Source organism: Shewanella glacialimarina, from assembly GCF_020511155.1.
GTDB classification, from domain to species: domain Bacteria; phylum Pseudomonadota; class Gammaproteobacteria; order Enterobacterales; family Shewanellaceae; genus Shewanella; species Shewanella glacialimarina.
Window position 1 is genome coordinate 1,486,544 of sequence record NZ_CP041216.1, and the last position, 14,923, is coordinate 1,501,466.

Below are 14,923 nucleotides of genomic sequence, written 5' to 3' on the forward strand. Positions count from 1 at the left end.
GTAAAGTTGCCATTTAGGCCAGTGGTTGGAGCAGTTTAACGCTTTTGCATGAAGTGAGTTTGCTCTTGAATGAGCCTTTGGGTGTATTCATGCTTAGGCGAAGTGAATAAGTCTGCGGTATTCGCTTTTTCTACCATACAGCCATTGTGAAGCACCATGATTTTATCGCTGATATGGCGGATGATATTTAAGTTGTGCGACACAAATATATAAGACAAACCGAGATCTTTTTGTAATTTTAACAATAAGTTAATAATTTGCGAACGAACGGACAAATCAAGCGCGGTTAATGCTTCATCGGCAATAATAATTTTGGGGTTAAGCATTAATGCTCGCGCAACGGCAACACGTTGCTTTTGACCTTCAGATACCATATGGGGATAAAAATTAACGTGTTCAGGCAATAAACCTACCTTGCGTAGAGTATCAATTACCTGCACCCGTCGCTCCTCAACGGTAAGGCTTGTACTAAACTTAAGTGGTTCATTCAGCAATTCACCAATGGTTAATCTCGGATTTAAAGAGGTGTTTGGGTCTTGAAAAATCATTCTGATTAATCGGCAACGTTGTTTTACATTACGTGACTCTAAGGCTTCACCTTCAAAGAAAATATCACCACTACTTCTTTGTTCTGCACCGACTAAAATACGTGCAAGGGTTGATTTTCCTGAGCCCACTTCACCGACAATTGCCAATGTTTCGCCACGCCCTAGCTCAAAGGATACGGGTAATAGTGCATCATAATATTGTGGTACGAACCCTTTGTAACCTGTTAAGTATTGCTTACTCAGGTTGGTCACTTTAAGCAAAGGTGTTGTCATCGGCTTCTTGCTCATTTTTGTATGGAAAGTGGCAGGCAAATGCACGGTCTTTGACGTGCTCTATTTTAGGTTGTTTGACACATTGTCGTTTAGCTTCAGGACATCGAGGTCCTAATCTGCAACCTGCAGGGAGATTTTGAATTGAAGGAGATGATCCTTGCAGTGTTGGTAAATTAGATTTATGTCGCATTTTACCCGTGTAATCAGGTAAGTTCTTTAAAAGTGCACGCGTATACGGATGAAACGGACTCGCAACTATCTCATCTGTGGGGCCAGACTCCATCATTTGACCTCCGTACAATACGGTTAAATGATCGCAATATTGGACTAATGTTTCAAGTTCATGGCTAACCAATAAAATCGACACATTTTGCAGCTGATTTAACTGTGACAATAACCTGAATATCTGGGCCTGGGTATTTTGTTCCATCGAGTTTGTCGGTTCATCCGCAATTAATAACTTAGGGTGATTCGCAACCGCCATAGCTATCATGACTTTTTGGCATTCACCTTCTGATAATTCCCATGGATAGCACTTCATTAAGGATTTAGGGCTTTTGATGCCCACTTTATGTAGCCATTTTTGCGCGTTTAGATAGGTATCTTTTGATCTACGCCAAAAAGGAACATTTTTGTTAGGCACCATAGCTTCAATTAATTGGCTACCGACGGTTTTTACCGGATCAAGGCTGCCCGACGGGTCTTGAAAGATCATTGCCATATCGCTGCCCATTAAGCAGCGGCGCTCTTTGGCGGTTAATTCTAGTAAGTCTTTGCCATCAAACATCATTCTGTCAGCCATAACATACCAGTTAGTGCCTAAAATTCCCAAAATGGCTTTAGCTAATATACTTCGTCCTGAACCAGACTCTCCTACCAAACCATGAATTTCTCCAGGGTTCATGGTGAGACTGACTTTCTCTAATACCGCCACTCTACCGTGGTCGGTTTCGAGTTCTATTGTTAGGTTTCGAATATCGAGTAATGGCATAAATTAGTTTCTTATTGGTGCAATAGCGGATCGTAAACCGTCACCAACCAGGTTAACGGCAAGTACGCTGAATAATATTGCTACACCAGGAATGGTAACAGTCCAGGGCGCCAGTAATAAATTATCTAAGCCCTGCGCAATCATCGCGCCCCATTCTGGACTCGGTGCCTGGGCGCCAAGGTTTAAAAAACCTAACGCAGCAATATCTAAAATGGCTGCCGAAATAGCCATAGTAATTTGAATAATGAGCACTTCCCATACATTTGGCATAATAACATACCAAAAAATTTGCAGATTATTAGCGCCGTCAAGCTTAGCGGCAGTGACATATTCTTTTTGTAATTCTTCATGAACAGCCTGGTGAATAGTGCGAATAAACTGCGGCACCATAGCAATTCCAACAGCCCAGAATACGTTATAAAGCCCAGGCCCTATAACAGCGACCACTAAAATAGCCATTAATAGTGATGGAATAGATAATAGGGCATCGAGTAAATGGCCTAAAATACTGGACTTTAGCCCTCGCATCATGCCGGAAATCGAACCTATTAAAAATCCAAAAAACAATGCACAGCTTACAATAATAAGTGACATGCCGAACGTTAGCTGAACACCATGTAAAATGCGGCTGAATATGTCTCGTCCAAGATCGTCAGTGCCTAAAAAGTATTCCACGTGTCCTAATGGATCCCAAGAAGGTGGCAGTAATAAAATTTGTTGATTCTGCTCATTAACAGAATAAGGAGCAATGAAGGGGGCTAAAATAGTGAGTAATAATAAAAAACAAACCCCCCACAATCCAATAAGTGCAAATGGATTTTTAGAAAATGCTTTCCATACTCTACCAGCAGGAGTAGCAATATAGTCTTGTTTATAAATCTTAATAGGAGGCATACAGTTCCTTTTTGCTCATTGGATTGATCACTGTATGGATAAATTCAATCAGTATGCTTAAAAAGATAATTAACAGTGACACAGAAAGTATACCTGCTTGAATGACGGTATAGTCACGTTGGTAAATACCTGATACTAACCAGCTACCTACACCAGGCCATGAAAAAATAACTTCCACAACAATACCATAGCTCGCAAATGAGCCTAACATAATCCCGATGCTTTTAAGCACAGGTATCATTGCATTTGGTAATGCGTGGCGAATAATAATTTTGAATGTATGTAAGCCTCTAGCTTCAGCTGCACGAATATAGGTTTGATTCATCACATGTAACATTGCCTGATGTGTAATGCGCACTATTAAGGTAAAGGGCAAAACCGCAAGTGTAATAGCGGGCAAAATCAAGTGCATGATGGCATCGACAAAAGCTTGAAGCCGATAAGCGGAATCGGATAGCAAGGTATCAATTAACATGAATCCAGTGACTGGCTCAATTTGATAAAGTAAATTTATTTGCCCAGAGATAGGCAACCAGCCTAAGTTTACGCCAAACCAAAGTGATAAGGTTAATCCAAGCCAAAATATCGGGGTGGAATAACCGGTTAAGGTAAGTCCCAATATACTACCCTGGACAAGTTTATTCTTACTCAGCGCCGCAATAACTCCAATTGGTACGCCCAAAAATAATGCGATAGCGCCTGAGAATAGTGATAATTCAAATGATGCGGGTAGCACTGCTTTTAATTCGTCATAAACGGGCTGTTGTGAGTTTATGGAAATGCCCATGTTGCCTGAAAAACGTTGTTGTACATAAGCGATAAATTGTCTTACATAATTACTGTCTAGTTTAAAGTCTTGATATATTTGAACGAATTGTTGATTGGTCGGTTGTTGAATACCGGTTAAAGCGTAGGTCTGATCTACCGGGAATAGATGAGTGGCATAAAATAATACGGCCATCATAATCAAGGTTGTGGCTAAAAACAAACTGCTGCGTCTAAAAAAATATTGCCACATAATTATTTACTCTCTGGTGTTTTCTCAACTATTTTTGCAAATGCAATGCCGCCATAAGGTCTCACTTGCATTGAGGTTATAGTGTCTTTCTTTAAGATAACCTTTTGAGCATGCGCAATTGGAATAAGCGGAACTTGATCACTCAGTATGGCTTCAGCTGCTTGGTATATTGCCTTACGCGCTTCACGTTCAGTAGTATTTTGAGCACTGGTTAGTAAGTGGTCAAAATCTTTTTGGCACCATTTTGAACGGTTATTGTGCGATGCTAAAGCCGCGCAGCTAAGTAAAGGAGTAAAGAAGTTGTCAGGATCGCTATTATCTGCGTTCCATCCAATTAACACAGAGTCATAATCATCACGGATAAGTTTTTGTGTAAATACACTCCAATCATATGAAACGATATTGATTTTGACGCCAATTTTAGCCAAATCGGCCTGAATTAATTCTGCTGTTTTAAGGGCGTTAGGGTTATAAACTCGCGCCACTGGCATTGCCCAGATATCAATCGATAATTTATCAATACCAGCTTCATTTAATAGTGCTTTAGCTTTTGCAGGATCATAGTTATTGGCATTAATATTATCAGAATATGCCCATGACGCGGGCGGTAAAATCCCTTTTGCTTCTACTGCAATGCCATTATATACCACGTCTAAAATATTTTGTTTATCAATAGCGTGTGCCAGTGCGCGTCGGACCTTAATGTCATTTAAAGGTGGTTTTTGAGTGTTGAGCGCCCAAAATGCAACATTAAGCCCAGGTTTAATATCCACTTTGATATGCTTATGCTGGTCTATTACTGCTAGCTCTCCAGCTTTAGGCAAGGCTGATACACTACAGTCGCCGGTAATTAATTTGGTAATACGCGCAGTGCTTTTAGGTGTGATATCAAAAACTAAATGCTCAATGTCTGCCGCAGCTCCCCAATAATAAGGATGCCTGTTATAACGAATGTACTCATTTTTGACATATTGATTTAATTGAAATGGGCCTGTGCCAATAGGCTGGAAATCAATCTGTTCAGGTTCTCCGTTTTTAAGCAACATGTCGCCATACTCTGCTGACAGTATCACCGCAAAGTCTGTGGCTAAATTTGATAAAAATGAAGCATCTTTACGATTTAAGTGGAAAACCACATGGTGAGAATCAATTTTTTCAATTGAACCAATAAGTTTATCAAAACCTATGCTTTGAAAAAATGGATAACCGGTGCGACTAACGAAATGATAAGGGTGTTGCGAGTCAATAATGCGATTAAACGAGAATAAAACGTCGTCTGCATTGAACGCTCTTTGTGGTTTAAAGCGACTTGTTTGGTGAAATAAAACTTCATTACGCAGCACAAAAGTATAATTTAAACCATCATCACTAATGTGCCACTCAGTGGCTAACCCTGGCACAATATCACCCAGTTCTGGGTCGTAATTAACTAACCGACTGTATATTTGATGGGAAGTGGCGTCGATAGTCGTGCCTGAAGTAACAAGTTGAGGGTTAAAACTTTCTGGGTTACCTTCACTACAATATACTAGTCCTGGGGGGAGGGTTGCTTGACCACACGCACTGAGCATAAGTCCGCTAAGACATATAAGCATATGCTGAATCTGTTGTCTTAAAGACATTGCCATAACCAAATCGTATTTTGCGAGTCTGAAGGGCTATTTTAGCAGTGTAAATATCTTGGGAGCAAACAAGTTATTAAATTGTTTTTTTTACTTTTTATCTTTGCCCTTTAAATGGTTATTGAATTAAAGGGCAAACAGAGAGTTTAGCTTCACAATAAGTTGTATTTTTTTAGAATTCCGCGTAATTGATGATAGCTGAGGCCTAAATTTTCAGCGGTTTTCTTCTGATTAAACTGGCTTTCAGCTAAAGCTAATTGTAATAAGGTGACTTCTTGTTTTTCTGTGTACTCTTTAAAATCGATAGGGAAGTTGATTGGGGGTAATTGTGTTGTTTGCTCTTGATTGCTCTGTGAAGGTGATGCCTGCATAGAAGTACTTACTTCTGCCCCCAACGACTCTGTGTGTGTCTCATCGGCATTATTTGAAATCACAGGTTGAATAAATGCCTGCTGACGCTCTTTGGTTTTAACACGAGTTTGGGGTCTATAAGGAGATGCGAATGGGTCAAGAATAATATGATCTATTTGCTGCCCCTCGCTGCCTTCTCGATATACGCTACGTTCAACCACGTTTTTAAGTTCTCGTATATTACCCGGCCAGGTATAACTTAATAATTGTTCAACAGCTAAAGGACTAAAACCGCCAAAATATTCTAGTTTGAGTTGCCTCGCCATACTGATGGCAAAGTATTCTGCTAAGTTCATAATATCTTCTGTACGGCAACGTAGCGGCGGTAAAGTGATCACATCAAATGCTAATCGGTCTAATAAGTCTGCCCTAAATTCACCGGATTCAGCCAGTGAAGGTAAATCTTCATTTGCTGCACAGATTAAGCGCACATCGGTTTGTACTGTTTTACTGCCACCCACTCGTTCAAATTCACCGTATTCAATCACGCGCAATAATTTTTCTTGAATAAGCCCAGAGGTATTTGCTAACTCATCTAAAAATAAGGTGCCGCCATCGGCCCGCTCAAAACGTCCCTCGTGCTTTCCTTTTGCCCCGGTAAATGCGCCAGATTCGTGACCAAAAAGTTCGCTTTCGAGTAAGTTTTCACTTAAAGAAGAGCAATTGAGTTTTATAAAACTCTGATCCCACCTACCGGAAAGATAATGTAGCCGCTCTGCGATTAGCTCTTTACCCGTGCCTCGTTCACCAATAATAAGCACAGGCTTTGACAAAGGGGCTATTTTCGAGACATGCTCTAATACTTCGAGTAATGCATTGGATTGACCAATAAGGTTATCTTGCTGAAATTGCTTATTCACAGTATTTTAGTCTTTTACGCTAATTATTGGTGAAAATTATAATAGATGGCTTAACAGAATAAATAAAGAAAAACATCAATTTAACTTTAAGTCATTGAAATTATATAACTTGTAAATGTTGGCACGCATAATGTATTAGTATATTCGACATCTACATACAACTTTGAGGAACACATTATGGGAATTTTCTCTCGCTTTGCTGATATCGTTAATTCAAACATCAGCGCAATACTTGATAAGGCCGAAGATCCAGAGAAAATGGTTCGCCTTATCATCCAGGAAATGGAAGATACAGTAGTAGAAGTGCGTTCTACTTCAGCAAAAGTATTAGCTGAGAAAAAAGAATTGCTTCGCCGTATTAGCCGAGTACAAGAACAGGTACAGGATTGGGAAGATAAAGCCGAATTAGCGATTTCAAAAGATCGTGAAGACTTAGCTAAAGCAGCGTTAGTTGAAAAACAAAAGACAGCTAACTTGCTGGCAACACTTGAAATGGAATTAAAGGTTGTTGAAGAACATATTGCTCGCTTGAAAGATGAAGTGGCGCAATTACAAGATAAGCTAACGGACGCCCGTGCTCGTCAAAAGACGATAATCATGCGCAAGCAAACAGCGACTTCTCGTCTAGAAGTTAAAAAGCAACTTGATTCAAGTAAAATTGATGATGCTATGATGAAGTTTGAACAATACGAGCGTCGTGTTGAAGGGCTTGAAGCGCAAGTTGATGCCTATGATTTAGGTAAGAGATCGACTTTAGATGATGAGTTTGCCGCACTTAAAGCTGAAGACTCAGTTAATGATGAGCTGGCAGCATTAAAAGCAAAAATGAAAGCTAAAAATCAACCTAAATCAAAAGTATAATAATTTTTCAGAGGTGAGTTATGGATATGGATCTTCTTATTGCACCAATTATCATTTTTTTGGTTATTGTGGCACCTATCTGGTTGGTTCTTCATTATCGCAGTAAGCGACAAGTGAGCCAGGGGCTCACTGAAGAAGAATTTAACCAACTTAATGATTTAATTGCTAAAGCGGATAAAATGGGTGGTCGTATTCATACGCTTGAAGCAATTCTAGACAGTGAATCTCCAGAGTGGAGGACCAAACATGAATGAACCTAAAGGGCGAACCTTATACCGTATTCCCCAAACGGGTAAAATTGCAGGTGTATGTTCAGGGGTTGCTGAGTATTTAAATTTTGAAGTTTGGTTGGTCAGAGTAGTTGCCGCATCAATATTTTTACTAGGTGGTAGTGGTGTAATCTTAGTTATTTACATCGCAATGTGGATGATTTTAGATGTAAAACCGCGAGTGCAACAGCACCAAGACAACCATAAAGACATTGAGCTTAAAAAGAAAGTTTGGCAAGCTGGCGAGCCAGCAAAACAAGCTTTGTTTGATGTCAATCGACAGTTTTCAACATTGGAAGCTCGATTACAAAAGCTTGAACAACATGTTACTTCAGACACATTTGATTTGAAACGCCAAATCAATAGTCTGTAATCAAATCTAGGGCGGTTATCCGCCCTTATTTTATTTGGAATCAGCCATGAGTTTACTGGATCGATCGCTCAATAAAATAACTCAGTCAGCCCAATCTTTACTCCATCGCAGTACCGACCGACATGTTCGCTTAGCGGTAACGGGTCTATCTGGTGCTGGTAAAACAGCATTTATTACTGGACTGGTGAATCAGCTGCTACATGCTGGTTTGAACTTCGATAAAAATCCTTTACCTTTATGGCAAGTTGCGCGTGATGGGCGTTTATTGGCGGTAAAGCGGTCATTACAACCTGATCTTGATATCGCCAGTTTTGATTATCAAAGTGCAATGCAAGCTTTGGGTGAACAGCCTCCGCTTTGGCCACCCTCCACGCGAAATATTACTGAACTGCGTTTAGCAATTAAGTATCGTCCAGAGCAAGGTGTGTTAGCAAAATTAACTGACTCAGCGACTTTGATTGTTGATATTGTAGATTATCCAGGTGAGTGGCTACTCGACTTACCTATGTTAAAACAAGATTTTACCGCCTGGTGCTTGAGTCAGCAGCAGGGCGTGAGTCGATTACAAAGCTCCCCTTTATATAGTGCATTTGCAAAACAAGTCACTGCACTCGATTTATCCGCTCCCGCAGATGAGCAAGTGTTAAAGCAAATAGCTGATAGTTATCAGCATCTTTTACAAGACATGGTGCATAAGCAGGGCTTTTATTTTGCTCAGCCGGGAAGAATGCTACTTCCTGGTGAGTACGAAAATACCCCGCTGCTGACATTTTTTCCATTAGTGCATTTATCGCCCATTCAACATGCAGAACTAAGTCAGTCTGATGCAGCTAGCACCTATCAGGTACTAAAAAAGCGCTACCAGCAATACGTTATTCAAGTGGTTAAACCGTTTTATAAGGATCATTTTGCTAAGTTTGACCGCCAGGTTGTGTTGGTGGATTGTTTAAATGGTTTAAACCATGGGCAGAACCAGTTCAATGATATGGGATTGGCATTAAATAGTATTATGGAAAGCTTTCAGTTTGGACAATCGAGTTTACTGAAACGTCTTTTCTCACCTAAAATCGATAAAGTATTATTTGCCGCAAGTCAGGTGGATCGTGTTACCCGAAGCCAACAAAGTCATATTTTGAGTCTATTAACTGACATGCTAAAACAAAGCCAGCATTTTGCTCGTTTTGAAGGTTGTGAAGTCGAAACCATGGCAGTTAGTGCGATTAAAGCGACTCAGCATGGGATGATTAATACTGCAGATGGCCAACAAGAAGTCATAAAAGGGCGCGATAAAACGGGAAAATTAATCACCCTTTACCCTGGTGATGTACCCAGCCACTTACCTGATGCTGAGTTTTGGCAACAACAGGGTTTTGGCTTCCCATCATTCGCACCGCCTTATCAGGACTTTGTTTCTGGTGGCAGTGTCAATCCACAAGAGCGTCTTTATCCCCATATTCGTTTGGATCATTTATTAGAGTTTTTACTAGGCGATAAACTCGCATAATTAGTGAGTATTAATGTATGGAACAGAGAAGTAATATAAAGCAGGCTAAAGTGTTTTCAGCACAAGACGTTGAAGAGTTGATTGAAATGCAACATTCAGACTTTCGTTCAGAACAAGCGTCAAAGCCTATTAAACCAGCACAGTCTTTTGAACACGCCGATTTTATTGACGAATTGTCATCTATGTCGCAAGTTGACGCTGATAGCGATGAATTCAATCAAATGATGCCAGAGAGTGTACTGGATGAAGTGACAAAAGAATCTAAAAAACCACATCGTTGGTCGTTACTGGCAAAGCTATCTTTACTCGCTATTATACTGTTGGTAATAGTACAAACTGTGACAGGTTTGATTAATGCCTTTGAGCAAAGTCCTTATCTATTTAGTTTCTACTCTATGGTACTGACTGTGGTGATAAGTTGGGTTGCCATGATAAGTATCAAAGAGTGGCGTAAGTTAGCGGCACTAAAGCAGGTCAGTGTTGATCAAGACACTGGTTCACGATTAGCTGAAAGCATGCAGATAGGGGAAGCTCAAGCCTATATTCAAACATTACTGCAGCGTTATCCTGATAATAATGCCAAGCGTGCGTATTTATCCCAGGTCAGTGTGGAACATAATGACGCTGAGAAAGTGTTACTGTTTGACGATTTAGTCCTTAGCGAACGTGATGAACTTGCTAAACAATATGTTGCTAGATTTGCTGCAGAGTCGGCATTGTTGCTGGCGGCTAGCCCTTTAGCTGCATTAGATATGGCGTTGATATTGTGGCGAAATCAAGCAATGATTTCAAAAATTGCCAAGGTTTATGGCATTGAACTTGGCTATTGGAGCCGAATTAAACTCATTCGTTCGATTATTGTTAATATCATTTATGCTGGTACAGCCGAAGTGGCGACTGACTTGGGCACTCAGCTATTGTCAGTTGAGCTGACAGGCAAACTTTCCGCGCGAGTCGCGCAGGGCTTAGGCGGTGGTTTGTTAACGGCAAGATTGGGTTATCAGGCGATGAGCCTATGTCGACCGATCCAGTTCAATTCTAAGAATAAACCAAAATTGAGTAAAATACACCAACACTTATTGGCTGAGATAAAAGGGCTAACGATTGATGCATTGAGTCAGTCAAAAGCATTAAAAGAGCAGGTCGTTAAACAAAATACTCCATAAATCAACATGGTGGTTTGTATGTTTTTTAATCTTAGTCTAGCCTTATTATCTGCTTTATTGATGAAGTAGATAATTGAGTCCGCCAGGGAATAGGGAAGTCGGCACATAGGCTCTGATTTTGGATAACAGGAGAACATTATGAAAATATCATCTTTTTGGCTTGCGGCTGTGATGGCGATAGTGCTTTTTGCAGCTGTTAATAATACAGCCTATGCAGCAAAAGAAACACCAATAACGCCAACCATAAAAGCTGCAACTGAATCTACCGCTAAAATGACCGCTAAAGTCAATCTTAATAAAGCGGATGCGGCACAGTTGCAAACTCTTAATGGGATAGGCGAAGCAAAGGCGAAAGCAATCATCGAGTATCGCAATAAAAATGGTAAGTTTACCGATATAAAGCAGCTGACTCAGGTCAGTGGTATTGGTGAAAAACTATTAACTCAAAATGCAGACAGGTTGGCTATTTAAAACGAGTCTGGTAATAAAAAGGAAGCATTAAGCTTCCTTTTTATTTAACTGTAACTGCCTTTTAACTATATTTGTTATAGATAATTACGGCTTGTAGATAGTTGTTCATTGTGCGTTTAAAGCTTCGCCATTGGTGTTGAGCGAATCATCACCCATTAAAAACACATAGGTAGGCATAATATCTTCTGGCGTTTTTAATGCTTGTGGATTTTCAGCCGGGTAAGCTTTTGCACGCATTTCAGTACGAGTAGCACCAGGGTTAATGCTGTTTACTCGCACTGAGGTGTTTTCACATTCATCTGCCAGAACTTGCATCATGCCTTCAGTAGCAAATTTTGAAAACGCATAAGGTCCCCAATAGGCACGACCTTTTCTGCCAACACCGCTTGATGTAAAGATGATAGAGGCATTTTTAGCTTTTCGCATTACAGGTAACAATGCTTTAGTCATAATCGCCGCCGCAGTCACATTCACTTTCATTATTTTTTCCAGTGATGTTAAGTCTATATGCTCAAACGGCCCAAGTGCGCCTAGATGTGAAGCATTATGTAACAGACCGTCCAATTGCCCAAACTGTTCAGCAATAGTGTCAGCCATATCGAGATAATGTTGCTCAGTGGCGCCGTTTAAATCTAAAGGTACTATCGCTGGATTTGGTGAACCCTGTGCAACAATTTCATCGTATACTTTTTCAAGTTTTTTAACGGTTTTACCCAGTAGTATTACCGTTGCACCATGTGCGGCGAATGTTAATGCCGCTACGCGACCAATGCCATCACCAGCACCTGTAACCAATATTGTTTTATTAGTAAGGAGATCTTTTTTAGCTTGATATTCCAACATGATTCATTAATTCCTTGGGACGGAACTGCCCGTCAAATCTACAATCGAACAAAACATAAACGACTGTTTTAAACAAATGACTGATATTTGTATGTCAAACAGTCAATAGTGTGTAATAAACTTGTAGCTAACTCTATATATTTACGTTAACTTGAGACTAGCTAAGGACTAAAATAAGTCCTTATGGTCACAGGATTGGACTATTGTGACCAATTTTTGGGGAAAACAAAATTATTACAACAAGATTTGGGGAAAAAAGATGAAAAGACTCATTTTGGGTGTTGCTATTGCATCTGCTCTAGGACTAACCGGTTGTTCAGAAGAAAGCTTCAATGAAGCAAGAGAAACAGCAACTCCATTAGTACCTGTTTCACATATGCAATTTGATCCAGCTAACGGCAAGGTACCATTACCAAACGATTTACTCTTCAGTGGCACGACAGACGGCACATTAAGTATTCCAGGTGAAAACGGTATTGATTATGTCAATCCACAGCTTGCATTAGGTGCCCTTGATGGCTGGTCAACCTCATCTCCTATTACTATTACTGTTGATCTTGCCAATGACTTAGATGGCAACAAATTAACACTGGATGCAGCTTCTGTATTTCAGCCGGGTGCTGTAAGAGTATTTGAAGCAACGGTTGGCGGGGCATTATCAAGCGACCCAGAATGTAAGGCAGCCGCTTCGGTATCTGCATGTAAAGTAGGTGAAGAATTATCATTTGGCGTAGATTTCGTTTCTAAGGCTTCTGGTAATAAAGTTGCCATTGTGCCACTTAAGCCACTTAAGGCAGGCCAGTCTTATATTTATGCAACAACTGACCTAATTCAAGATTCACTTGGGCGTGGTATTGCACCTTCAACAACCTATGGTTTGCTGAAATTAGATATTGATGTTAATCCTTTAGCAACACCTCAACAATTACAACTACAGGGATTAGTAAACAGTTATGAAAAAGGTATGGCTGCAGCACACGGTGTTGATGCTGAAACCATTAGTTTCTCAGGTTTATTTACCACTCAATCGGTAAAAGATGTGTACGAAACGACCAAGCTACTTATGGCGGCTCGAGCACCGTATATGCCTTCGTTCGTTCAAACTCCTACTCCTATGCCTAATGGTGCTGGTGGTGTGGTGACAGTTGCACAGGCAGCAGGATTAACACCTGCAGACGGCGCAGCTTATGTTGTATCTAGTTTAGCGGATGTGTATACCGCGAGCATTAAGTTGCCAATGTACGGAAGCTGTTCATCAAGTGCTTGTTTAAGCCCACAAGGTGCGCCGTTAATTAATGGCCGTTGGTTTGCCCAAGGCGATAGCCCTGTATCGGTCTTACTAGCGGTTCAAGCTGGCAAGATGAGTCAGGCTAACTTTGCCCAGCAAGCTATTGGTTTTGGTATCGACCCAAGTGCTGCACTTGCTAATCCTGCTTTGCTAGCTGGCTACCCTTGGATGTTAGATGACGGTACCGTTGCCGACCCAACTAAACATTTAACTAAGTTCAATCCTATTCCGAAAATCATGAGTTATGAAACGGTACCAGTATTGATTGCAATGCCAAATGCAGCGAAAGTTGCAGCATTTCAAGCATCTCAAGGTTTGACCTTTATGCCGCCAACGAACGGCTGGCCAACTAACATAGCATTGCATGGTTTAGGTGGTGGTAAAGAGATGGCCTTAGCCTACGCAGGTTCTTACGCCGCAATGGGTATTGCTACAATTGCGATTGATATGCCGTTGCATGGTGCACGTTCATTCGATGCCAATGGTGACGGCAAGTATGAAGTGTCGGCAACTGACCCATCTTACGGTGCAGTAGTTGGTAAGCCTGATGCTTTTGAAAATGGTAGCCCATTAGTATTTGTTAATATTGGTAGTACATTAACCGTACGTGATAACTTCCGCCAAGCGACGATGGATCACTTAGCGCTGCGTTTACTGCTTACTGGTATGTACTCGCAAATTGCCCAAGCGGGTGGTCAGCAAGTGTTTGATATTAGTAAAATAAGTGCGCAAGGTTTAAGCCTTGGTGGCATTGTAGGAACAACATTCTCAACTTACGCAAGCACAGGCTTAGTTGACCCAGCATCGGGTACACAATTACCTAATGCATATGGCATAACAGCATCTTCACTTGTTGCTCCAGCAGGCGGTTTAGCAGGGGCTTTTGCAGGCTCAGCGGCTTTTGGTCCAGTATTGTTTAATAGCATTACCCAATCAGACACCTTTATGGCGTTGGTTAATGCTGCTAATAAAGTTCCTGGTTATGAAGTGGGCTCACCAGAATACGCCGCATTAGTTCAAGCGGTTTATGCTGAGTTTCTTCCGACTTTTGCATTTGCTGTTCAAACGGCTGTAGACAGTGCGGATCCAATTAACCATGGTGCTAAATTAGCTGCAACAGGGTTACCGGTTCATTTAATTGAAGTGGTTGGCGATGGTGCTGGTAATTTATCGGACCAAACTTTACCTAATGCGGTTGCTGGTTTCCCGCTTTCAGGTACAGAGCCATTAATTGCCTCTCTTGGTTTAGGTTGTGCTGATTCAACCGCTGCGGGGTCTGCTGCGGTTCGCTTCTCTAAAGGACATCACAGTTCGATAGTGAGCCCCCGTGAGACAGCGGCAACTGATGGCATGGCAGCTCAAGCTACTGCTGAAATGCAATCACAAGTAGCCATGTTTGCTCGTACTGCAGCATTAGGTTCTGCAACTGTATTAATTTCTAATTCTGATGTGATTCAGTCTTGTAATTAATCATGACAATTTAGTCTTTTGATTGTTTAAAAACCCAGCAGAAGCTGGGTTTTTTATTGTT

Annotated in this window: 14 protein-coding genes; 7 read left to right on the forward strand and 7 right to left on the reverse strand. The window is 40.9% G+C overall.

The genetic code is table 11. The annotated features are described in order from the left end of the window. Window positions 1-35 precede the first annotated feature (35 nt). From FJ709_RS06410 to pspF, 6 genes are all read right to left on the reverse strand, one after another. Window positions 36-821 (reverse strand): peptide ABC transporter ATP-binding protein, encoded by a 786-nt coding sequence (locus tag FJ709_RS06410; protein WP_226414560.1) that lies wholly within the window; start codon window positions 819-821, stop codon window positions 36-38. Then, entirely contained in the window at window positions 802-1,812 is a 1,011-nt protein-coding gene (locus FJ709_RS06415) for an oligopeptide/dipeptide ABC transporter ATP-binding protein (protein WP_226414563.1), read from the reverse strand. The genes FJ709_RS06410 and FJ709_RS06415 overlap by 20 nt, the downstream gene beginning before the upstream one ends. Window positions 1,813-1,815: 3 nt before the next feature. Next, window positions 1,816-2,706, reverse strand: a complete 891-nt coding sequence (locus FJ709_RS06420) for an ABC transporter permease subunit (protein WP_226414565.1) — start codon at window positions 2,704-2,706, stop codon at window positions 1,816-1,818. Continuing rightward, window positions 2,693-3,724 carry an ABC transporter permease gene (locus FJ709_RS06425; protein ID WP_226414567.1) on the reverse strand — a complete coding sequence of 344 codons (1,032 nt, stop codon included), beginning with the start codon at window positions 3,722-3,724 and terminating at the stop codon, window positions 2,693-2,695. Before FJ709_RS06425 ends, FJ709_RS06420 begins: the two co-directional genes overlap by 14 nt. A gap of 2 nt (window positions 3,725-3,726) precedes the next feature. Beyond that, on the reverse strand, window positions 3,727-5,352 hold the full coding sequence (locus tag FJ709_RS06430; protein ID WP_226414569.1) for an ABC transporter substrate-binding protein: 1,626 nt from the start codon (window positions 5,350-5,352) through the stop codon (window positions 3,727-3,729). A gap of 146 nt (window positions 5,353-5,498) precedes the next feature. Then, window positions 5,499-6,617: a phage shock protein operon transcriptional activator gene (pspF, locus tag FJ709_RS06435; protein WP_226414572.1), complete on the reverse strand. Its 1,119-nt coding sequence runs from the start codon at window positions 6,615-6,617 to the stop codon at window positions 5,499-5,501. A 177-nt stretch (window positions 6,618-6,794) separates the two neighbouring features. On the opposite strand from pspF, the gene pspA reads away from it, so the two are divergent. From pspA to FJ709_RS06465, 6 genes are all read left to right on the forward strand, one after another. Continuing rightward, a complete protein-coding gene (pspA, locus tag FJ709_RS06440) occupies window positions 6,795-7,478 on the forward strand; it encodes a phage shock protein PspA (protein ID WP_226414574.1) in 684 nt (227 codons plus the stop codon). A 20-nt stretch (window positions 7,479-7,498) separates the two neighbouring features. Continuing rightward, window positions 7,499-7,732 (forward strand): envelope stress response membrane protein PspB, encoded by a 234-nt coding sequence (gene pspB, locus FJ709_RS06445; RefSeq protein WP_226414577.1) that lies wholly within the window; start codon window positions 7,499-7,501, stop codon window positions 7,730-7,732. Then, entirely contained in the window at window positions 7,725-8,120 is a 396-nt protein-coding gene (gene pspC, locus FJ709_RS06450; RefSeq protein ID WP_226414580.1) for an envelope stress response membrane protein PspC, read from the forward strand. The genes pspB and pspC overlap by 8 nt, the downstream gene beginning before the upstream one ends. Window positions 8,121-8,166: 46 nt before the next feature. Further along, window positions 8,167-9,624, forward strand: a complete 1,458-nt coding sequence (locus FJ709_RS06455; RefSeq protein ID WP_226414583.1) for a YcjX family GTP-binding protein — start codon at window positions 8,167-8,169, stop codon at window positions 9,622-9,624. Window positions 9,625-9,641: 17 nt separating this feature from the next. After that, window positions 9,642-10,790: a TIGR01620 family protein gene (locus tag FJ709_RS06460; RefSeq protein WP_226414586.1), complete on the forward strand. Its 1,149-nt coding sequence runs from the start codon at window positions 9,642-9,644 to the stop codon at window positions 10,788-10,790. Window positions 10,791-10,928: 138 nt separating this feature from the next. Continuing rightward, window positions 10,929-11,261 (forward strand): ComEA family DNA-binding protein, encoded by a 333-nt coding sequence (locus FJ709_RS06465; RefSeq protein WP_226414589.1) that lies wholly within the window; start codon window positions 10,929-10,931, stop codon window positions 11,259-11,261. Between the two features lie 105 nt (window positions 11,262-11,366). Here FJ709_RS06465 and FJ709_RS06470 read toward each other — a convergent pair whose 3' ends face one another. Further along, window positions 11,367-12,104, reverse strand: coding sequence for a YciK family oxidoreductase (locus tag FJ709_RS06470; protein ID WP_226414592.1), 738 nt, complete (start codon window positions 12,102-12,104; stop codon window positions 11,367-11,369). A 259-nt stretch (window positions 12,105-12,363) separates the two neighbouring features. On the opposite strand from FJ709_RS06470, the gene FJ709_RS06475 reads away from it, so the two are divergent. Then, complete coding sequence (locus tag FJ709_RS06475) at window positions 12,364-14,862, forward strand: VolA/Pla-1 family phospholipase (protein WP_226414595.1); 2,499 nt, start codon at window positions 12,364-12,366, stop codon at window positions 14,860-14,862. The last annotated feature ends 61 nt before the right edge of the window (window positions 14,863-14,923 follow it).

Coding starts and splice junctions, on each gene's coding strand:
- FJ709_RS06410 (WP_226414560.1), bottom strand. CDS start 821: ATGACAACACCTTTGCTTAAAGTGACCAACCTGAGTAAGCAATACTTA.
- FJ709_RS06415 (WP_226414563.1), bottom strand. CDS start 1,812: ATGCCATTACTCGATATTCGAAACCTAACAATAGAACTCGAAACCGAC.
- FJ709_RS06420 (WP_226414565.1), bottom strand. CDS start 2,706: ATGCCTCCTATTAAGATTTATAAACAAGACTATATTGCTACTCCTGCT.
- FJ709_RS06425 (WP_226414567.1), bottom strand. CDS start 3,724: ATGTGGCAATATTTTTTTAGACGCAGCAGTTTGTTTTTAGCCACAACC.
- FJ709_RS06430 (WP_226414569.1), bottom strand. CDS start 5,352: ATGGCAATGTCTTTAAGACAACAGATTCAGCATATGCTTATATGTCTT.
- pspA (WP_226414574.1), top strand. CDS start 6,795: ATGGGAATTTTCTCTCGCTTTGCTGATATCGTTAATTCAAACATCAGC.
- pspB (WP_226414577.1), top strand. CDS start 7,499: ATGGATATGGATCTTCTTATTGCACCAATTATCATTTTTTTGGTTATT.
- pspC (WP_226414580.1), top strand. CDS start 7,725: ATGAATGAACCTAAAGGGCGAACCTTATACCGTATTCCCCAAACGGGT.
- FJ709_RS06455 (WP_226414583.1), top strand. CDS start 8,167: ATGAGTTTACTGGATCGATCGCTCAATAAAATAACTCAGTCAGCCCAA.
- FJ709_RS06460 (WP_226414586.1), top strand. CDS start 9,642: ATGGAACAGAGAAGTAATATAAAGCAGGCTAAAGTGTTTTCAGCACAA.
- FJ709_RS06465 (WP_226414589.1), top strand. CDS start 10,929: ATGAAAATATCATCTTTTTGGCTTGCGGCTGTGATGGCGATAGTGCTT.
- FJ709_RS06470 (WP_226414592.1), bottom strand. CDS start 12,104: ATGTTGGAATATCAAGCTAAAAAAGATCTCCTTACTAATAAAACAATA.
- FJ709_RS06475 (WP_226414595.1), top strand. CDS start 12,364: ATGAAAAGACTCATTTTGGGTGTTGCTATTGCATCTGCTCTAGGACTA.